At 38.6% G+C, this 19,834-nt stretch carries 20 protein-coding genes; 19 read left to right on the top strand and 1 reads right to left on the bottom strand.

The window, feature by feature from the left end; genetic code table 11:
- Positions 1-67: 67 nt before the first annotated feature.
- From mnmA to JNUCC25_RS23085, 19 genes are all read left to right on the top strand, one after another.
- Complete coding sequence (mnmA, locus tag JNUCC25_RS23175; RefSeq protein WP_078082181.1) at positions 68-1,180, top strand: tRNA 2-thiouridine(34) synthase MnmA; 1,113 nt, start codon at positions 68-70, stop codon at positions 1,178-1,180.
- Positions 1,181-1,337: 157 nt separating this feature from the next.
- Positions 1,338-1,997 (top strand): tetratricopeptide repeat protein, encoded by a 660-nt coding sequence (locus JNUCC25_RS23170; protein WP_013059294.1) that lies wholly within the window; start codon positions 1,338-1,340, stop codon positions 1,995-1,997.
- Positions 1,998-2,021: 24 nt separating this feature from the next.
- Positions 2,022-4,379, top strand: coding sequence for an SF1B family DNA helicase RecD2 (recD2, locus tag JNUCC25_RS23165; RefSeq protein WP_098524643.1), 2,358 nt, complete (start codon positions 2,022-2,024; stop codon positions 4,377-4,379).
- A 141-nt stretch (positions 4,380-4,520) separates the two neighbouring features.
- On the top strand, positions 4,521-4,712 hold the full coding sequence (locus tag JNUCC25_RS23160) for a hypothetical protein (protein WP_013059292.1): 192 nt from the start codon (positions 4,521-4,523) through the stop codon (positions 4,710-4,712).
- Positions 4,713-4,737: 25 nt separating this feature from the next.
- Positions 4,738-4,872, top strand: coding sequence for a YrzQ family protein (locus JNUCC25_RS23155; RefSeq protein ID WP_013059291.1), 135 nt, complete (start codon positions 4,738-4,740; stop codon positions 4,870-4,872).
- A gap of 114 nt (positions 4,873-4,986) precedes the next feature.
- Positions 4,987-6,048, top strand: a complete 1,062-nt coding sequence (locus JNUCC25_RS23150) for an AI-2E family transporter (protein WP_013059290.1) — start codon at positions 4,987-4,989, stop codon at positions 6,046-6,048.
- 388 nt (positions 6,049-6,436) lie between these two features.
- Positions 6,437-9,070, top strand: a complete 2,634-nt coding sequence (alaS, locus tag JNUCC25_RS23145) for an alanine--tRNA ligase (RefSeq protein ID WP_064472147.1) — start codon at positions 6,437-6,439, stop codon at positions 9,068-9,070.
- A gap of 84 nt (positions 9,071-9,154) precedes the next feature.
- The gene (locus tag JNUCC25_RS23140) at positions 9,155-9,424 is read left to right on the top strand and encodes an IreB family regulatory phosphoprotein (protein ID WP_013059287.1); all 270 of its coding nucleotides are present in this window, start codon (positions 9,155-9,157) and stop codon (positions 9,422-9,424) included.
- Entirely contained in the window at positions 9,425-9,841 is a 417-nt protein-coding gene (gene ruvX / locus JNUCC25_RS23135) for a Holliday junction resolvase RuvX (RefSeq protein ID WP_013059286.1), read from the top strand.
- A gap of 154 nt (positions 9,842-9,995) precedes the next feature.
- Positions 9,996-10,280: a DUF1292 domain-containing protein gene (locus JNUCC25_RS23130; RefSeq protein ID WP_013059285.1), complete on the top strand. Its 285-nt coding sequence runs from the start codon at positions 9,996-9,998 to the stop codon at positions 10,278-10,280.
- Between the two features lie 412 nt (positions 10,281-10,692).
- Complete coding sequence (gene mltG / locus JNUCC25_RS23125) at positions 10,693-11,796, top strand: endolytic transglycosylase MltG (protein WP_055992485.1); 1,104 nt, start codon at positions 10,693-10,695, stop codon at positions 11,794-11,796.
- A gap of 181 nt (positions 11,797-11,977) precedes the next feature.
- Positions 11,978-12,634 carry an O-methyltransferase gene (locus JNUCC25_RS23120; RefSeq protein WP_013059283.1) on the top strand — a complete coding sequence of 219 codons (657 nt, stop codon included), beginning with the start codon at positions 11,978-11,980 and terminating at the stop codon, positions 12,632-12,634.
- Positions 12,631-13,560 carry a peptidase U32 family protein gene (locus JNUCC25_RS23115; RefSeq protein WP_064472146.1) on the top strand — a complete coding sequence of 310 codons (930 nt, stop codon included), beginning with the start codon at positions 12,631-12,633 and terminating at the stop codon, positions 13,558-13,560. The genes JNUCC25_RS23120 and JNUCC25_RS23115 overlap by 4 nt, the downstream gene beginning before the upstream one ends.
- Before the next feature lie 39 nt (positions 13,561-13,599).
- Positions 13,600-14,862: a peptidase U32 family protein gene (locus JNUCC25_RS23110; RefSeq protein WP_013059281.1), complete on the top strand. Its 1,263-nt coding sequence runs from the start codon at positions 13,600-13,602 to the stop codon at positions 14,860-14,862.
- A gap of 7 nt (positions 14,863-14,869) precedes the next feature.
- Complete coding sequence (gene udk / locus JNUCC25_RS23105) at positions 14,870-15,505, top strand: uridine kinase (RefSeq protein ID WP_013059280.1); 636 nt, start codon at positions 14,870-14,872, stop codon at positions 15,503-15,505.
- A gap of 218 nt (positions 15,506-15,723) precedes the next feature.
- On the top strand, positions 15,724-16,200 hold the full coding sequence (gene greA / locus JNUCC25_RS23100) for a transcription elongation factor GreA (protein ID WP_013059279.1): 477 nt from the start codon (positions 15,724-15,726) through the stop codon (positions 16,198-16,200).
- Positions 16,201-16,319: 119 nt separating this feature from the next.
- Positions 16,320-16,877, top strand: coding sequence for an isochorismatase family protein (locus tag JNUCC25_RS23095; protein WP_028410598.1), 558 nt, complete (start codon positions 16,320-16,322; stop codon positions 16,875-16,877).
- Positions 16,878-16,999: 122 nt separating this feature from the next.
- Positions 17,000-18,766, top strand: a complete 1,767-nt coding sequence (locus tag JNUCC25_RS23090; protein WP_053487743.1) for a peptidoglycan D,D-transpeptidase FtsI family protein — start codon at positions 17,000-17,002, stop codon at positions 18,764-18,766.
- A 117-nt stretch (positions 18,767-18,883) separates the two neighbouring features.
- On the top strand, positions 18,884-19,549 hold the full coding sequence (locus tag JNUCC25_RS23085; RefSeq protein ID WP_013059276.1) for a YrrS family protein: 666 nt from the start codon (positions 18,884-18,886) through the stop codon (positions 19,547-19,549).
- 13 nt (positions 19,550-19,562) lie between these two features.
- Here the strand turns inward: JNUCC25_RS23085 and JNUCC25_RS23080 are convergent, their stop codons facing one another.
- Positions 19,563-19,778, bottom strand: coding sequence for a DUF2536 family protein (locus JNUCC25_RS23080; protein WP_013059275.1), 216 nt, complete (start codon positions 19,776-19,778; stop codon positions 19,563-19,565).
- Positions 19,779-19,834: the final 56 nt, after the last annotated feature.

Raw genomic sequence — 19,834 nt, 5'->3', positions numbered from 1 at the left:
TTTGTGTCGTTTCTTTCGCTTTTTAGCGAACAATTTAATTAAAATGAAGAAAACGGAGGTGGCGAAGTTGACAAAATCACCTAAAGATACACGTGTAGTAGTCGGAATGAGCGGAGGCGTTGATTCATCTGTAGCAGCTCTTTTATTAAAACAACAAGGATACGATGTGATCGGAATCTTTATGAAAAACTGGGACGATACGGATGAAAACGGCGTTTGTACTGCGACTGAAGATTATAACGATGTTATTCGCGTATGTAATCAAATTGGTATTCCCTACTATGCAGTCAACTTTGAAAAACAATATTGGGATAAAGTATTTACCTACTTTTTAGATGAATATAAAGCAGGTCGTACACCGAATCCTGATGTAATGTGTAATAAGGAAATTAAATTCAAAGCCTTTTTAGAGCATGCAATGACGCTAGGAGCAGATTATCTAGCGACAGGACATTATGCACGCGTTGCGTACCGTGACGGGGAGTATAAAATGCTTCGAGGCGTAGATGGAAATAAAGATCAAACGTATTTCTTAAATCAATTAGGACAAGATCAGCTTTCCAAAGTAATGTTCCCAATTGGTGAAATTGAGAAATCAAAAGTGCGTGAAATTGCGAAAGAAGCAGGCCTTGCTACAGCAACGAAAAAAGACAGCACAGGTATTTGCTTTATTGGTGAACGCAACTTCAAAGAATTTTTAAGTCAGTATCTTCCTGCTCAGCCAGGTGTAATGCAAACGCTTGACGGCGAAGTGAAAGGCAAGCATGACGGTCTCATGTACTATACAATTGGCCAACGCCATGGTTTAGGTATTGGAGGCAGCGGTGAACCTTGGTTTGTAGTCGGAAAAGATTTAGAAAAAAATGTTTTGTACGTCGATCAAGGCTTTCACAATGAGTTGCTCTATTCTACATCTCTTACAGCAACCAATGTCAGCTGGGTAAGCGAACGTGACTGGTCGTCACCAATGACGTGCACAGCAAAATTCCGCTATCGTCAAACTGATTCAGCAGTAACCGTTGAAAAAATCGATGATGATACAATTAAGGTTATTTTTGCTGAACCTGTTCGCGCAATTACGCCAGGTCAAGCAGTTGTGTTTTACAAAGATGATGAATGTCTTGGCGGAGCAACAATTGACAAAGTATTTCAAGAAGAAGAGCAAATCTGGTACGTATAATTCATATAAGCAAGAACGAAAAACCTCGGCCGTATATAGCTGAGGTTTTTCTATGATATACTTTACTTATTGGGTAAACTAATAACTTACATATTCTAGATTTTCATGATGTGAAAATCTCTTAAATCATAACTAAAACAGTGGAGTGAACGAAAAAATGACAGATAAAAATCAGCTAGGAATTCAGTATATGCAGGAAGGGAAATTTGAAGAGGCTGCTAAAACATTTTCAGAAGCAATTGAAGATAATCCAAAAGATCCAATTGTGTATGTGAATTTTGGCAATTTGTTAGCGGCTGTTAGTGAGATGGATCGTGCTTTGAAATTTTATGAACGTGCGATTGAATTAGATGAAGAAACGGCAACAGCGTATTACGGAGCAGGAAATATTTATTTTAATGCAGAGCAGCTTGAGCAGGCAAAGCACTACTTTGATTTAGCAATCAAAAAAGGCTTAGATTCATCCGATGCGTACTTTATGCTTGGTTTAACGCTGTTTCATATGGAAGAAATTCGTTTTGCGATGCCTTATCTTCAGCGAGCGGTAGAACTAAACGAACATGATGTAGAAGCAAAATTTCAGTACGGTCTTTGTTTAGCACAGCTCGAAATGGTAGATGAAGCGATTGCTGAATTTCTTAAGGTAGTCAATCAAGAGCCAGAACACGCCGATGCTTTTTATAATTTAGGCGTAGCGTATGCCATGAAAGATGACAAAGATAAGGCGATTGAGATGTTAGATGAAGCTTTAAACGTGCAGCCAGATCACGTAATGGCAGTAAATGCCAAACAAGTTCTGTCTACATTAGAACATTAAGAAAGCGGGTAAAGGAAGGATAACATGAACGAAGAACAAGTGAACCCTTCACAGCCAGAACGTCATTATATAAGCGGCACGTCGATTGTAACGGTCTTTCATAACGAAGAAAACTTATATAACGTTACGCGGATACGGATCAAAAAAACAAATTTAGAGATTGAAGATAAAGAAACGGTCGTTACAGGCTATTTTCCTAAGCTGAATGAAGATGAAGTATACACGTTTTACGGAGACTTCAAAGAGCATCCAAAGTTTGGTCTGCAGTTTCATGTTGAACAGTTTAAAAAAGAACTTCCGCAATCAAGGCAAGGGGTTGTTCAGTACCTGTCTAGCGATTTATTTCACGGAATCGGTAAAAAAACCGCTGAAAACATTGTGGACGCCCTAGGAGAACGCGCTATTTTTCGTATTTTGCAAAATGAGTCTGTGCTAAAAGAGGTTCCGAGGCTTTCAGCCGACAAGGCAGAAGCTTTAGTCACGCAGCTTCGTGAACATCAAGGGTTAGAAGAAGTAATGGTAAAGCTGACAGACCTCGGGTTTGGACCGCAGCTTTCGATGAAGATTTTCCAAGCGTACAAACAAGAAGCGCTTGAAATTGTTCAAAATAATCCTTATCAGCTCGTAGAAGATATTCAAGGTATTGGCTTTAGCAGAGCCGATGAACTTGGAAAGAGGCTTGGTATGGCAACCAATCATCCTGATCGTTTGCGTGCAGGTATTTTATATGTCATTGAGCAAGAATGCAATCAAATGGGACATGTATACGTCACGGCAGATCAGCTGTATGGAAAAACAGCAGAGCTTCTTCGAAAAAGCAGGCATGAGAATCTGTCTGAAATGGATCTTACAAGAGAAGTGGACGCATTAAAAGCAGACAAAAAGCTTATCATTCAAGACGAAAAAATTTATTTTCCTCCCCTTTTCTATGCTGAAAAAGGGCTGGTTAAAGCTATTCAAAAAATTATGGCTCAAACGCAGTACGAAGAGCAGTTTCCAGAATCAGAATTCTTATTGGCACTGGGTGAACTAGAAGAGCGATTAGACGTGCAATATGCACCTTCTCAGCGCAAGGGCATACAAACCGCTTTAATGTCTCCGATGCTTCTCTTAACAGGTGGACCAGGTACAGGGAAAACAACGGTTATTAAAGGAATAGTCGAACTCTATGCAGAACTTCACGGATGTTCGTTAAATCCAGGGGATTATAAAAAAGATGAAGCTTTTCCTGTTTTACTTGTGGCACCTACTGGACGCGCTGCTAAACGAATGAGCGAAGCGACGGGACTTCCGGCAGTTACAATTCACAGATTATTAAAATGGAACGGACAAGAAGGATTTGATCATAATGAGGAGAATCCAATTGACGGAAAATTACTGATTGTGGATGAAGTATCAATGGTAGATTTGTGGCTTGCTCATCAGCTGTTTAAATCTCTTCCTGCTAATTTACAGGTTATTTTAGTTGGAGACGAAGACCAGCTTCCTTCAGTAGGTCCGGGACAGGTGTTAAAAGATTTACTGAGTTCAGAAGTAGTTCCTACCGTCCGTCTGACAGATGTATACCGGCAAGCGGAAGGATCTTCAATTATTGATTTGGCTCATGAAATAAAAAAAGGAAAGCTTCTGGAAGACTTATCCAGGCAGCAAGGAGATCGTTCCTTTATTCGTTGTCAAGGACAGCACATCACGAACGTCGTGCAACAAGTTTGCGGGAATGCGTTAAAAAAAGGCTATACGGCTAAAGATATTCAAGTTCTAGCTCCTATGTATAAAGGTCCTGCAGGTATTGATAAGCTGAATGAAGTTCTTCAGGAATTATTCAACCCGGCTTCTGAGCAAAGAAGAGAGCTTAAGCACGGAGATATTACGTACCGAGTCGGAGATAAAGTGCTGCAGCTTGTAAATCAGCCGGATAGCAACGTATTTAACGGAGATATGGGAGAAATCGTCTCGGTTTTTTTTGCCAAAGAAAATACGGAAAAACAGGATATGCTGGTTATTTCATATGAAGGAAATGAAGTAACTTACACAAAGCAAGACTTTAATCAAATAACTCATGCATACTGCTGTTCCATTCATAAATCACAGGGAAGTGAATTTCCCATTGTTGTGCTTCCAATTGTTAAAAGCTACTACCGGATGCTGCGACGCAATTTACTTTATACCGCCGTTACGCGAAGCAAACAGTTTTTAATTTTATGCGGCGAAGACGAAGCGTTTCAGCTTGGAGTCAGCCGAAATGAAGACAGTGTCCGACAAACGAATTTACAGCCCTTGCTTCGAGAAAGCTTGGATAACGACATAGAAGATCCCGAAATTCCATTTATGAAAGATGCAAATATTGGGATGGAAAACGTTACGCCGTATGATTTCATGTAACCTTTCGCATGCTAACAAAGAGTTAAATAAACTCCTTTGTTGCCATCCTTCTTTGCTAATTGTCAGAAAATAAAGTATGGACATGGAAAGAAGTGGACATAATGCGTTTATATAAGTAGAACGTATAAAGAGGTGTCGACTTTGTTTAAATGTCCAAACTGTAAAAGTATTGACGTTGGCAAAATTGGTGTAAATCAGTATTACTGCTGGAATTGTTTTATTGAAATGACTATTTCAAAAGGACAAATTAATACTCACCAAGTAGAAGAAGATGGAACATTGAGCTCGCTTGATGATTTGTTCTCAGACGACGAGCGCACAATCAATTTCTAATTCTTTTTTACCGGGAGGAAGAGCAATGGGCAGAATCATTCCGTCAGTAGTCGCTTTCGGTCTTGGAGCTTATGCATTTAAAATGGCAGATGATCGAGAGATGTTTACAAAAAGAAATATGAAAAAAATGCGTAAACGTATGATGAAAGCTATTCACTAATAAAAAAAGCACTATTGCACTTAGCTGCAATAGTGCTTTTTTGCAGGCAGAAGAGACAACTGCATGCATAAACTCCTTTCTTTATCAAAAAATAGAAGAGAGGAGGAGTTTACGTTGAAAGATAGTTCATTCAAATGGTTCTATAGATTCGGACTGCTGTTATTAGCGCTGCTGTGCATATTAGTCTTTTTTAAAGTCCAGTTTTTATGGCTTCCTGTTATTTACATGTTTTTAAAAGCACTGCTGCCTTTTTTTATTGCAGCATTCATTACATATTTACTTCATCCGCTTATTGAAAAAACGCATGATAAAGGCGTGCCTCGTCCTCTAGCTATTTTACTGATCTACATCATCTTTTTTGGAGGAATTGGGTTTGGAGCCTATAAGTCGTACCCTATTTTTGTGGAACAAGTAAAAGATTTAAACGAACAGCTGCCGCATTTTACGAATACATATAGACATTGGGTAGAATCGATTCATGATCGTACAACTTCACTTCCAAACGGTGTACATGAGAAAATTGAAGGCAGCATTGATGATGTAGAGGCTACGCTCAACGTGTGGCTTACAAAAGTGGCGGAAGGATTAAAGTCATTGATTACCTCTTTTTTGATTTTAATCATTATTCCATTTATTGTTTTTTATATGCTGAAGGATTTTTCCTCCATTAAGAAAGCAACAGCTTATGTCACACCTAAAAAGTGGCACAAACCAGGCGAACGTTTTTTATCGGATGTGAATGAATCGCTCGGCAATTACATTAGAGGGCAATTTTTTGTTTGTCTCATTATTGGTGTGATTGCCACAGCAGCACTGTGGTTCTTTCATGTACCTTATGCACTTCTTTTAGGCTTCATTATTGGCGTAACGAATATCATTCCTTATTTTGGCCCGATTATTGGTGCGGTTCCAGCGGCTATTATTGCAGCCACAATCTCGATAAAGTTGGTTATTACCATTGTCATTATAATCTTTGTGCTGCAGTTTCTAGAGGGAAATGTGCTGTCTCCGCTTATCGTAGGAAAGAGTCTTCATATTCATCCTTTGTTTATCATGCTTGCGCTCCTTTTAGGAGGAGAATTTGGAGGAGTATTGGGTCTCATTTTGGCTGTGCCAATTTTAGCAGTCATTAAAATATCTATTTTGCATATCCGCTCTTATACGCTCAAACATTGACAAAGAGCGGTTAATTTGTCATAATATCGCCATAAGAAAACGCTACATATTTTAAACACAATGATGGATCGAGTACGTTGCACACTGGTTTTTAGAGAAGGGCTTCCTTGGCTGAAAGAAGCGCTAAACAAAGAGCAGCTGAACGCTAGTCCAGAGTGCAGGCTAAAACCTGCCGTGTCAGCAACGTTAACGCTATGAAGGTGATAAATGCTTTTGGCATTTATAATCAGGGTGGTACCGCGAGTTCAACTCTCGTCCCTGCTACAGGGATGAGAGTTTTTTTGTGTGCAAATAACTAGCAATTGCTTTTGTACACAGAGAAAATAGATGCTTTTATGTCATCATTTTTTTGTCTATAAATAAGAAGAGTATTAAAGGAGGACCAATCATGAAAAAACTGACGTCAGCACAAGTTCGTCAAATGTATTTAGATTTCTTTAAAGAAAAAGGCCATGATGTAGAACCAAGCGCATCTTTAGTTCCGCATGAAGATCCATCTTTATTATGGATTAACAGTGGAGTAGCTACATTAAAAAAATATTTTGATGGTCGTGTTATTCCTCAAAATCCGCGTATTTGTAACGCACAAAAATCCATTCGTACAAACGATATCGAAAACGTAGGTAAAACGGCTCGCCATCATACGTTTTTTGAAATGCTTGGTAATTTCTCTATCGGTGATTATTTTAAAGAAGAAGCAATCCAATGGGCATGGGAATTCTTAACGAGCGATAAATGGATTGGATTCGACGCAGATAAGCTATCTGTAACAGTTCACCCTGAAGATGAAGAAGCATTTAAGATTTGGAATGAAAAAATGGGCGTGCCTAAAGAACGCATCATTCGTTTGGAAGGTAATTTCTGGGATATCGGAGAAGGTCCGAGTGGTCCAAATACAGAGATCTTTTATGATCGCGGAGAAGCATATGGAAATGATCTAACTGATCCGGAATTATATCCAGGTGGAGAAAATGAGCGTTATTTAGAAATTTGGAACCTTGTATTTTCTCAATTTAATCACAATCCTGATGGCACGTACACGCCGCTTCCAAAGAAAAACATCGATACGGGAATGGGCTTAGAGCGTATGGTTTCTGTTATTCAAGATGTGCAAACAAACTTTGATACAGATTTGTTTATGCCAATTATTGAAGCAACAGAAAACATTTCAGGCGCTAAATATCGTACAAATGATGAGCAAGATACGGCATTTAAAGTCATTGCTGACCATATTCGTACGGTAACATTTGCTGTAGGTGATGGTGCGCTTCCTTCAAATGAAGGCCGTGGGTATGTGCTGCGCCGTTTGTTACGCCGAGCAGTTCGCTATGCTAAAAAGTTAAACATTAATCGTCCGTTCATGTACGAGCTAGTGCCGGTAGTAGGGGAAATCATGGTTGATTTCTATCCGGAAGTAAAGGAAAAAACGGATTTTATCCAGCGCGTAGTAAAAAATGAAGAAGAGCGTTTTCACGAAACGTTAAATGACGGACTAGCTATTTTGGCAACCGTTATTAAAAAAGAAAAAGCGCAAAACAGTGATACGGTACAAGGCGAAGATGTTTTCCGTTTATATGACACGTATGGATTCCCTGTTGAATTAACGGAAGAATATGCAGAAGATGAGAACATGAAAATTGATCATGCAGGTTTTGAACGTGAAATGGAAGCACAGCGTGAGCGTGCGCGTGCTGCTCGTCAAGATTCTAGTTCTATGCAAGTTCAAGGCGGCGTACTTGGTGAAGTAACGGTTGCAAGTGAGTTTGTTGGCTATGATAAAAATGAATTAGAAACAGTTGTTGAAGCAATTATTGTAGACGGTGAGCTTGTTGACCGCGCTGAAGCTGGAACAGAAGCGCAAGTCATCTTAAGCCACACGCCATTCTATGCAGAAAGCGGCGGTCAAATTGCGGACCAAGGTACGATTCAAAGTGCTGCAGGAACAGCGGAAGTAAAAGACGTTCAAAAAGCGCCAAACGGCCAAAATGTCCAAACGGTAGCTGTAACAAACGGTGAGCTTGTAAAAGGTGAAACATACACGGCGACGCTTGATGAAGAAAACCGCAGTGCGATTGTGAAAAACCATACGGCAACGCATTTATTGCATCAAGCATTAAAAGATACGTTAGGAACGCATGTTAATCAAGCGGGTTCTTTAGTAACAGCGGATCGCTTGCGCTTTGACTTCTCTCACTTTGGTCAAGTGACACAAGAAGAGCTTGAGAAAATTGAACAAATTGTTAATGAAAAGATTTGGGACAGCATCTCTGTACAAATTGAAAACAAAGCAATTGACGAAGCAAAAGCGATGGGTGCAATGGCGCTATTTGGTGAGAAATACGGAGATATCGTGCGCGTAGTACAAGTAGGCGACTACAGCTTAGAATTATGTGGTGGATGTCACGTGCCAAATACGTCTGTTATTGGTTTATTTAAAATTGTATCAGAATCGGGAATCGGTGCAGGTACTCGACGCATTGAAGCTGTAACTGGAAAAGCTGCCTATCAGTTAATGAACGATCAAGTAGGCTTACTAAAAGAAGCTGCGGCAAAAGTAAAATCCAACCCGCGTGATTTAGTAGGGCGCGTTGAAGGATTACTAGAAGAAATTCGTAATCTTCAGCGTGAAAATGATTCACTATCTACAAAGCTTGGCAATATTGAAGCTGGCAATCTCGTTGACCGAGTGCAAAACATTAATGGTGTAAATGTACTAGCAGCGAAAGTGAATGCAACGGATATGAATAACCTTCGCGCAATGGTTGACGATTTAAAACAAAAATTAGAATCCGCTGTGATCGTATTAGCTTCTCCACAAGGTGAAAAGGTAAATATTATTGCAGGTGTAACAAAAGATTTAATTGCTAAAGGCCATCATGCTGGCAAACTTGTTAAAGAAGTAGCGACGATTTGCGGCGGAGGCGGAGGCGGACGCCCTGACATGGCGCAAGCTGGAGGAAAAGACGCTAGCCAAATTGAAAAAGCACTTGGCACTGTAGAAGAATGGGTTAAATCCGTTTAATTCTCCTCTTTCTTGGTGTACAATATAAATAAGACTTAGCATAGTGCACAATGTGTTCACAAATTAAGAGAGTGAGGTGGGACCGTGAGTTCATTTGATAAAACCATGCAATTTAATTTTCAAGATGAGCCAGCTGAAACAAACGTACATGAAGTATTGTTTACGGTTTATGACGCACTGCAAGAAAAAGGCTACAACCCGATCAACCAAATCGTTGGGTATTTGTTATCAGGAGACCCTGCTTACATTCCTCGTCATAACGATGCGAGAAACACAATTCGCCAGTTAGAGCGAGACGAGCTCATTGAAGAACTTGTTAAATCTTATTTACAACAGCATCGAAAGGATTCATAAATGCGCGTATTAGGATTAGATGTAGGAACCAAAACAATTGGTGTGGCAGTTAGTGATGAAATGGGATGGACAGCGCAAGGAATTGAAACAATTAAAATTGCAGATGAGCAGATGGAGCAATCATATCCTCGTTTACAGCAGCTAATTGACGAATATTCCGTAGAGAAAATCGTAGTGGGTCTTCCTAAAAATATGAATGGTACGATTGGCCCTCGAGGCGAAGCGTGCATTGAGTTTGCTGACAACGTCAAAGAAAAACTTAACATTGAAACGATGATGTGGGACGAGCGCTTGTCGACGATGGCAGCAGAGCGAGTACTGCTGTCTGCCGATGTAAGCCGCAAGAAACGCAAAAAAGTAATCGATAAAATGGCAGCTGTTATGATTCTTCAAGGATACTTAGACAGCAAGCAGTAAGAAAAGCAGCAGGCTTTGCCTCAGCTGAAAAGTTATGAATTTCCCTTTTGCATATTCTTTTGTACGTAAAAGGGAAGTGAAATAACTGAACGGCTTGCTTTTCGCTGAAGAAAAAGTTAAGCTAAGAGCTTACAATATAAAATGAGGTGCAAACATGAGCGTAGAAGAAAATAAAATTACAATCGTCGATGAGAATGGAAATGAGCAGCTATGCGAAATTTTATTCACATTTGATTCTGATCAATATAACAAATCATATGTAATTTACTATCCAATCGGAGCAGACCAAGATGATGAAGAGGAAATTGAAATTCATGCATCTGCTTTCACACCAAGTGAAGATGGTCAAGACGGTGAGCTTCAACCGATTGAAACAGAAGAAGAGTGGGACATGGTTGAGGAAATGGTTAATACATTCCTTGACGAAGAAGGCGAATAATTATAGTGAAAAAGCTGATGACAATCGTTATCAGCTTTTTTTTACATAGCGGCTGTTCTTTTTAGATATAAAAAGGTTTTTCCTTGCATTCTTAGGGCAGATTGTATGATAATGACGAAAAATAAGATAAATTGTAGTATAATAATTCCTGCGTGTGAGAGTGCATTTTAATAAAAGAATTCATTGTTTGAACGGATGAAACTAGACTTTGGGCAGACAATAACATAAATCATGGAAAAATTTTAGAAGAGGCGAGAGTTTAAGGAAGCGATACCATCTCACACCTATAGGCGATACGAATGAATCGCAATCTCATGTCTCCTCTCTGTTCATACTTATAAAAAATCAAGAAGAAAAGAGGTGAAACTGGTTGTATCTTCTTTTACAGAAGTAGATTTAACCAGGAAGCTGCTTGTCGCAACAAACATTTTTACCACCTAATCGTTCAAGAAAAAAACGAGTTATTTTTATTACAATTATCGTACTTCTTTTACTAGTTGGCGGTGCATTTTTCTATGCTCAATCCCGCTTAACGCCCGTGGATCGAAACAGCAATAAAAAAGTAAATGTGACCATTCCACAAGGTTCTTCCGTCCAATCGATTGGTACGGTATTGAAAAAAGAAGATTTAATTAAAAGTAAAAGTGCATTTCGCTATTACGTAAAATTAACCCATGTGTCTGGATTTCAAGCTGGAACGTATTTATTTTCTCCTTCCATGAGTCTAGGGGAAATGGTTGAAAAAATGGAAAAAGGCGAGGTTTCAAAACAACCTGATATTCGTGTCACCATTCCAGAAGGACGCCAGCTTGTCGAAATTGCTGATATCATTGCTAAAAATACAAAGTTTACAAAAGACGAAGTCATGAAAAAGCTAGACGATAAGGCATTCGTCAATAAAATGAAAGAAAAATATCCAGATGTAGTAACGGATGAAGTGATGCAAAAAGATATTAAACATCCGCTAGAAGGTTATTTATATCCCGTTACGTATGATTTTTATGATAAAAATGTGTCGTTAGATGAAATATTGGATAAAATGGTAGGGAAAACAAATAATGTATTAGGTCAGTACAGTGGGCAAATGAAGAAGAAAAAATTCAGTGCACATAAATTGTTAACCATGTCTTCTCTCATTGAAGAGGAAGCGACTGCGAAAGTCGACCGAGAAAAAATTGCCAGCGTCTTTTATAATCGCCTTGAAAAAAACATGCCTCTTCAAACGGATCCAACCGTCTTATATGCCTTAGGAGAGCATAAAGACCGCGTGTTCTATAAGCATTTAGAAGTGGACTCTCCTTACAATACGTATAAAGTAAAAGGGTTGCCTCCAGGACCAATTGCCAGCTCTGGTTTAATGTCAATCAAAGCTGCGTTACATCCAGCCAATACAGATTATTTATACTTCTTGGCCACACCTGAAGGAAAAGTTATTTTTACCAAAACGTTAGAAGAACATAACAAAGAAAAAGCCAAGCATATTACAGGTAAAGAAAAGCAAAATACCGAAAAATAAGTGGGAATTTAAAATTGGGGAATCGCGATACTTCGCATTCCCCATCTTTTATGTTAAAATATATCGGGTTTACGTAAAAACGAAAAAAACTTATAATAGACTAGTTGTCTTACTATTTTGCAGTAATGAAACGTTATGAAAACATAATGTAAAATGTACTTCTGAGAACGGAGGAAGTGTTTTGCTTTTACAAAACGTAGAGCAGTATGTGGAAAAGCTTATTCCTAAGCGCCAGGAGCTTATTGAAGAAATGGAAGCTTATGCAAAAGAACATCACGTTCCGATTATGGAATTGATTGGTGTTGAAACGCTATTGCAAATTCTTCGTCTTCATCAGCCAAAACATATATTAGAAATTGGAACAGCGATTGCATATTCGTCTATTCGAATGACCCATGCGCTTCCAGAGGCACGAGTGGTTACGGTAGAACGAAATGAAGAGCGTTACCAAAAAGCGCAAGAATTTATTGAACGGGCGGGAAAACAAGATAAAATTGTGTCGTTGTTTGGGGATGCACTAGAGCTTAGAGATGAAATTGAACGTCATGGTCCCTATGATGCAGTTTTTATTGATGCAGCTAAAGGTCAGTATCAGCGTTTTTTTGAACATTATGAGCCGATGCTATCTTCTAAAGGAATGATTATTTCGGATAACGTACTATTTAAAGGTCACGTAGCGACTGATTTGGCCGAAGTAGAAACACGTCGACGCCGTAGCTTAATTAAAAAAATTCAGGCATACAATACGTGGCTGATGAATCATCCCGATTATTATACAACTATTCTCCCTATTGGAGACGGAATCGCGATTAGTATTAAAAGAGGTGACCAAGAATGAAAAAACCAGAACTATTAGTGACACCAACTGCAGTTTCGGAAATCGAATCATTACTACAAGCTGGAGCAACAGCTGTTATGGTTGGTGAACAGCGCTACGGTTTGCGTTTAGCAGGTGAATTCAAACGTGAAGATATCGTAGAAGCTGTAAATATTGCTCATCAGCATAATGCAAAAGTCTACGTAGCGATGAACGGATTATTTCACAATGATAAAATCGCCGAACTAAATGAATATATTTTATTCTTAAAAGAAGCAAGCGTGGATGCGATTGTATTTGGAGATCCTGCTGTATTGATGGCAGTGCGTGAAACAGCTCCAGAAATGAAGATGCACTGGAGTACTGAAACAACGGGCACAAACTGGTATTCATGTAACTACTGGGGGCGTAAAGGAGCTAAGCGCGCAGTTCTTGCTCGTGAGCTAAGCATGGATAGCATCATTGATATCAAAGAAAAAGCCGAAGTAGAAATTGAAGTTCAGGTGCATGGCATGACGTGTATGTTCCAATCAAAACGTTCACTTCTTGGCAACTACTTTGAGTATCAAGGAAAAGTCATGGAAATTGAAAATCGTAAAGTAGAAAAAGATATGTTTTTACTTGATAATGAGCGAAACAATAAGTATCCAATTTTCGAAGATGAAAATGGAACGCACATTATGAGTCCAAATGATATGTGTATTATCGATGAGCTTTCCGAAATGATTGATGCTGAAGTAGATGTATTCAAAATTGACGGCGTATTAAAGTCACCGCAATATATTTTAGAAGTAACAAAAAAATATCGTCAAGCGATTGATTTATGTATAGATGACCGTGAAGAATACGAAAACGTTAAAGACGATTTGTTAGAAGAAATTGAAAGCTTGCAGCCAATTAACCGCCCGTTAGACACAGGGTTTTTCTTTAAAGAAACGGTATATTAAAAAGCATGCAAAGAAAGATAAACAAAGGAGGTACAAACGATGGCTGTTCAAATCGATACTGTAGTAGAAGGTAAACGAGTTATTACTAAGAAGCCTGAGTTGTTAGCTCCAGCCGGTAACCTTGAAAAATTAAAAGTTGCCGTACACTATGGAGCAGATGCTGTATTTATCGGAGGAAAAGAGTTTGGCCTTCGTTCAAATGCAGATAACTTTACATTTGAAGAAATGGCAGAAGGTGTTCAGTTTGCAAACAAATACGGCGCACGTATTTATGTTACAACAAACATTTTTGCTCACAATGAAAATATGGACGGACTTGAAGATTATTTAATGGGATTAGAGCGCGCTGGTGTTTCTGGAATCATCGTAGCTGATCCGTTAATTATCGAAACCTGTCGACGCGTTGCACCTAAGCTTGAAGTACATTTAAGTACGCAGCAATCACTTTCAAACTGGAAAGCCGTTCAGTTCTGGAAAGAAGAAGGATTAGAACGTGTTGTACTTGCTCGTGAAACGGGTGCTGAAGAAATGCGCGAAATGAAAGAAAAAGTGGATATTGAAATTGAAGCTTTTATTCACGGAGCGATGTGTATTGCTTATTCAGGCCGCTGCGTGCTAAGTAACCATATGACAGCGCGTGATTCAAACCGCGGAGGCTGCTGTCAATCATGCCGTTGGGACTATGATTTATTTAAAGTAGAAGACGGTAAAACGGAAACAGCTTTATTTGATGAGCAAGACGATCCGTTTGCAATGAGTCCAAAAGACTTAAATTTAATTCAATCTATCCCTCAAATGATTGAGCTGGGTATTGATAGCTTAAAAATTGAAGGACGTATGAAGTCGATTCACTATATCGCAACAGTGGTGAGCGTGTATCGCAAGGTGATTGACGCATACTGTGCAGATCCTGAGAATTTTGTGATTCAAAAAGAATGGCTTGATGAGCTAGACAAATGTGCAAACCGCGATACGGCTCCTGCCTTTTTTGAAGGGGTTCCTGGAGTAGATGAGCAAATGTTTGGCGTACACGGCAAGAAAACAAAATTTGATTTTGCTGGTTTAGTATTGAATTATGATGAAGAAACAAGCATCGTGACATTGCAACAGCGTAACTATTTTAAACCGGGAGAAGAAGTGGAATTTTTCGGTCCGGAAATTAAAAATTTTACGCAAAAAATAGATAAAATTTGGGACGAAGATGGCAATGAACTAGATGCTGCGCGTCATCCGCTGCAAATTGTGAAATTTAAAGTGGACCAACCTCTATTTTCATATAACATGATGCGAAAGGGGATTTAAATATAAAATGGGGAAAAAGCCCGTTGTAATCGGTATCGCTGGTGGATCCGGTTCTGGTAAAACAACTGTAACCAAAGCTATTTATGAGTATTTTAAAGGGCATTCTATTATGCTTCTTGAGCAAGACTATTATTATAAAGATCAAAGCGATGTACCGTTTGAACAGCGTTTGCAAACAAACTACGATCATCCTTTAGCATTTGATAATGATTTGCTGATTGAACACTTGCAAAACTTATTAAATTATGAGAGCATTGACAAACCGGTATATGATTACGCAATTCATACGCGCTCTGAAAAGGTAATTAGAGAAGAACCAAAAGATGTTATTATTTTAGAAGGTATTCTTGTACTAGAAGATCAGCGCTTGCGTAATTTAATGGATATCAAGCTATACGTAGATACAGATGCGGATCTTCGTATCATTCGTCGTATGCTTCGTGATATTAAAGAACGAGAGCGTACGCTTGAGTCAGTTGTTGATCAATACGTATCTGTCGTTCGCCCGATGCATAATCAGTTTGTTGAACCAACAAAACGTTATGCAGATATTATCATTCCTGAAGGCGGTCAAAACCACGTAGCGATTGACTTGATGGTCACTAAAATTCAAACAATTCTTGAACAAAATGCCATTTTATAATAACATAGCATAGATGCAGGAATTTTTTTGAAGACAATGCAGACATATTCTGCTAACTAAACACAAACATTATAAAGAATAGAGAAACGAGCAGCTTCTATTTTGAAGCTGTCATTTCTCTATTAACTGATTTTTCCACAGAGTGGAAAATTTTTTGTACATACAGAAATGGACTGTATACACTAGAGATTTTGAGTTCAAGAAGGAGTGAAGGGATTATGGCACAAGAAAAAGTATTTCCAATGACAGAAGAAGGAAAGCTAAAGCTAGAGCAAGAGCTAGAATATTTAAAAACAGTAAAACGTAAAGAAGTTGTAGAGCGTATCAAAATCGCCCGCAGTTTTGGAGATTTATCGGAGAACTCTGAGTACGATTCTGCAAAAGACGAGCAGGCTTTCGTAGAAGGCCGTATTACAACGCTTGAAAATATGATTCGCAATGCGAAAATTATTGAAGAAGATGTAGAAAACTCTTCTATTGTATCATTAGGTAAATCTGTAACATTTGTAGAGTTGCCAGATGGTGACGAAGAAACGTATACAATTGTAGGTAGTGCAGAAGCAGATCCGTTTGAAGGGAAAATTTCAAATGATTCGCCAATTGCTAAAAGTCTAATGGGCAAACAAATTGGAGATCAAGTAACTGTTCAAACTCCTGGTGGAGATATGTCAGTGAAAATTGTATCTGTTAAGTAAAACATATGGTTGGAAGCGTTCTACTGAATGCTCGTAATTAAAAAAGCTGACACGCGTCAGCTTTTTTTATATGATTTTAAAAAGCGGAGAGAATAGAAAAGATATGTAAGAAAGGAAAGATGAAAATGAAAGATATCGATTTTACTAAAACAGCGCTTGTTTTAATTGATTTACAAAAAGGGATTGTTCCAATTGGAGGAGACGAAATTGTGGAGAAATCTGTTCAGCTTGTGAATCGTTTCCGCGAACAAAATGGATTTATTAGCTTTGTACGAGTAGATTTTCAAGATGGAAAAGATGCGTTGACGCCAGAAACGGATCAAAAGCCATCTGCTCCTCAAGAAAGACCTGCAGACTGGGCGGAATTCGATCCAAGACTTAATGTTCAAGAGAATGATTACATTGTGACAAAACGTCAGTGGGGAGCCTTTTTTGGGACAGATTTAGACCTTCAGCTTCGCCGAAGAGGAATTGATACAATTGTCCTTTGCGGAATTGCAACAAATATTGGTGTGGAAAGCACAGCTCGTGAAGCATTTCAGTATGGGTATAACCAAATTTTTATCACGGATGCCATGGCGACATTTACAAAAGAAGAGCATGAAGCAACTCTTTCTTACATCTTTCCGAAAATAGGAAAGCTAAGAACAACTCAACAATTTTTAACAGAAAATTAATAATAAAAACTTGCTGAATCAGCAAGTTTTTTTGTGAAATGAAAAAAAGAATGAATATTTCTTAAGATAATGGTTTTAAAAGTAATGGCAACGTCGACACTTGTAAAGAGTGAGGTGTAGTCATGAAAATAATTCACAAGCGAATTTATATTACTCTTATTTTTATTTTATTATTAATTAGTGGACTGGGAGCACGGCTTGTTCAACTCCAGCTTGTCAGCACAGAATCTTTTACTGACAAAAAGATTAACTTAATTGAAGGAAGCGTAAAACAGCGTACGCAGGAAATGGTGGTAGATGACGGGCGAGGGAAATTTGAAGATAAAAATGGACAGTCTTTAACATCTATCACGCATAATCGCTTAGTCCTGTTTCCATTTTTAGAAAAAATGAAGTGGCCTGTTCAGCAAGTAAGTGAAATCGTGGGAATGCAACCAAAGGAACTAACGAACAGACTAGCGAATGCTAAAACACCGGTTGTTATTACAAAAGAATTATCCCATGCACAAGTCGAAAAAATAAATGCATTAAAGGTACCTGGCGTATTTGGAATTCCTCTAAAAGATGAGCGTCCAGTTCCTCTTGCTGAACATTTAATCGGACTAGAGGCACAAAGCAAACAAATAATTGAAGAGAAGTATAGTGACAAATTGAAAAATGGAGCAATTAAATCAACTACGCCTGTAGGTATCTCAGGGATGCAGAGGGCTTTTGACGAGTTTTTGCTGCCTGAACAGGAGTCTAAGCTCCTTTATCATGTTGATCGCCTAGGTGGGCCTATGTTTGGCATCGATGTAAAATACACGGGTACAGCTAACCCTTATTATCCAGTCAGTGTGCGTACGACGCTTGATTTGTCTGCTCAGGAGCTGGTGGAGAATACATTAAATCATTATAAGTTAAAAGACGGAGGAGCTGTCTTAATTGATATAAAAAATAATAAAGTAATTGCGATGGCCAGCAGGCCTTCGATTAATAAGAAAGATCCATTTAAAAAGCAAAATGGTTCAGACAGCGTAGAAAATCGTTTGCTGACGCCACAAACTCCTGGATCTATATTTAAAACCGTAACAGCTGCTGCAGCGCTTGAACAAAATAAAATTCAGCCTTCTTTGACCTATAACTGCGATAAAAGTATTTATGGCAATAATGTAGAAGAAGATCATCAAAAAGGGCAGCTGACGTTTGAAGAAAGCTTCGCGCAAAGTTGTAATGCAACGTTTGCCCAGCTAGCAAAAGAAATGATAATATCTAATCCGAATATCCTTGAACAATATGCTGATAAGTTAGGGCTTATTCAGCCTGTAGGATGGACAGGTGATGTGTTCCACTTTGAACATTTTAAGCAGTTTTTAGGAGAAAAATCGGGAAGAGTTTGGACAAATACAAGAGAAAAAAAAGTACCAAATGCTGTAGCGCAAACGGCAATTGGACAGCTTGATGTAAAAGTGACTCCGCTTGCAGTAGCAAATATGATGGCGACAATTGCACGTGGAGGAGAAAAGAAACAGGTAAAAGCTGTAGATGCGCTAGAGTATAAAAACAACACGTCATTGTATACGTTTAAAGAGCATGAGCTAAAAGGAGATACCATTAATAAAGCCACAGCTGCTTCTATGCAGCAGCTTTTAAAAGGTGTCGTACAGAGCGAAAAAGGAACAGGAAGAAGATTTCAAACGCTTCCTTATGAAGTGGCAGGAAAGTCAGGAACTGCTGAAATCAGTGTGAAAGACGATATCGTCAATAAATGGTTTGCCGGTTACTTTCCTGCAGATGATCCAAAATATGCAATGGTAGTAGTGGATTTAAATACAAAAAGTGCGATATCTCCCACAAACAGCGTATTTTATGATATTGTTAAAGGGATGTATGACTTAAATACACGTTAAAACAAGAAGAATTTGTAAAAAATATTACAAATATACTTCAAATAAATTTTGATGCTTCATGTATAAGAAAACACATGTTAGAATAAAGCATTATAAAAGTTGGAGGAAATTGTAGCAATGAATAACAATCGTTCTTCAAGACACGAAAACAAAGAAAAAAAAGTAAACCGATTATATAATCTGTTAATTGCTGTCGTAGCAGTTTTAATTGTATTTGTCGGTGGTACGATGATTCTTGGAAACAAGGATAAATCGGATAACCAAGCGGAAACAACTCAAAACAATCCGCAAACAAATGACCAAAAAACGGACAAGACGGCTAAAAAAGACGATGATTCTTCGAAAGATGATCAAGCAACAGATGATCAAGCAACGGACGATCAAAGTTCTGAAGATGACCAAAGCTCTGAAGATGATCAAGCAACAGATGAAGAATCAAACGACTCAGATTCACAGGCTGAAGTAGAGAAAAATCCAGAGCCTGGCGTGGCAGAACGCAAGGTAGATCCTTCATGGGATTCAGTAGGTACGTCACAAGATGCACCTGCAGCAACATATAAAAAAGGATCAACGGATTGGAACGAAATGCTAAAAGCTGTAGGCGAAGGGTCAGGCATTAGCCCAAGCAACATGACCGTATGGCGTTTAGGGAATAACGGTGGCGTAGGTAAAGCGGTAGCTACGGTTAGTCCTAAAGGCAACTCCTCAACAAAATACCGCGTTCAAATTGAATGGGTAGATGGAGAAGGCTGGAAGCCCGCAGTGGTAGACAAGCTTCAATAAGAAAAGCAGCGCGCTAGCGCTGCTTTTTTAATTTGAAATGAACAACTGCAGAGTACAGTTTTTTACCTTGTTCATAGTCCACAGACATTTGATGAGATACGCTGTGCACCTCAAGCAAAATCGCTTTATTTTGATCAATTTTTTCAGCAATTTGTTTCTCAAGTATTTTAACATCAGGCGCTTCAAAAAATTCTATTTTATCTTCAATCATTTCAAATTCAAAGTTCATCTTACGACCTCCTTACTTCATTACTATAGTATAGCAAATAGAAAGTTAAAAGCTTA

The organism is Priestia sp. JNUCC 25, from assembly GCF_053667915.1.
Note: the sequence above shows the minus strand (reverse complement) of the source record. Positions and strands in the feature narration are given on the sequence as shown.

Bases quoted from the DNA above. Each gene is read 5' to 3' on its own strand.
- JNUCC25_RS23085 (WP_013059276.1), top strand. From the start codon at position 18,884: ATGAATAACAATCGTTCTTCAAGACACGAAAACAAAGAAAAAAAAGTA.
- JNUCC25_RS23130 (WP_013059285.1), top strand. From the start codon at position 9,996: ATGAGCGTAGAAGAAAATAAAATTACAATCGTCGATGAGAATGGAAAT.
- ruvX (WP_013059286.1), top strand. From the start codon at position 9,425: ATGCGCGTATTAGGATTAGATGTAGGAACCAAAACAATTGGTGTGGCA.
- udk (WP_013059280.1), top strand. From the start codon at position 14,870: ATGGGGAAAAAGCCCGTTGTAATCGGTATCGCTGGTGGATCCGGTTCT.
- greA (WP_013059279.1), top strand. From the start codon at position 15,724: ATGGCACAAGAAAAAGTATTTCCAATGACAGAAGAAGGAAAGCTAAAG.
- JNUCC25_RS23115 (WP_064472146.1), top strand. From the start codon at position 12,631: ATGAAAAAACCAGAACTATTAGTGACACCAACTGCAGTTTCGGAAATC.
- JNUCC25_RS23170 (WP_013059294.1), top strand. From the start codon at position 1,338: ATGACAGATAAAAATCAGCTAGGAATTCAGTATATGCAGGAAGGGAAA.
- JNUCC25_RS23110 (WP_013059281.1), top strand. From the start codon at position 13,600: ATGGCTGTTCAAATCGATACTGTAGTAGAAGGTAAACGAGTTATTACT.
- JNUCC25_RS23090 (WP_053487743.1), top strand. From the start codon at position 17,000: ATGAAAATAATTCACAAGCGAATTTATATTACTCTTATTTTTATTTTA.
- alaS (WP_064472147.1), top strand. From the start codon at position 6,437: ATGAAAAAACTGACGTCAGCACAAGTTCGTCAAATGTATTTAGATTTC.
- recD2 (WP_098524643.1), top strand. From the start codon at position 2,022: ATGAACGAAGAACAAGTGAACCCTTCACAGCCAGAACGTCATTATATA.
- JNUCC25_RS23155 (WP_013059291.1), top strand. From the start codon at position 4,738: ATGGGCAGAATCATTCCGTCAGTAGTCGCTTTCGGTCTTGGAGCTTAT.
- JNUCC25_RS23095 (WP_028410598.1), top strand. From the start codon at position 16,320: ATGAAAATGAAAGATATCGATTTTACTAAAACAGCGCTTGTTTTAATT.
- JNUCC25_RS23080 (WP_013059275.1), bottom strand. From the start codon at position 19,778: ATGAACTTTGAATTTGAAATGATTGAAGATAAAATAGAATTTTTTGAA.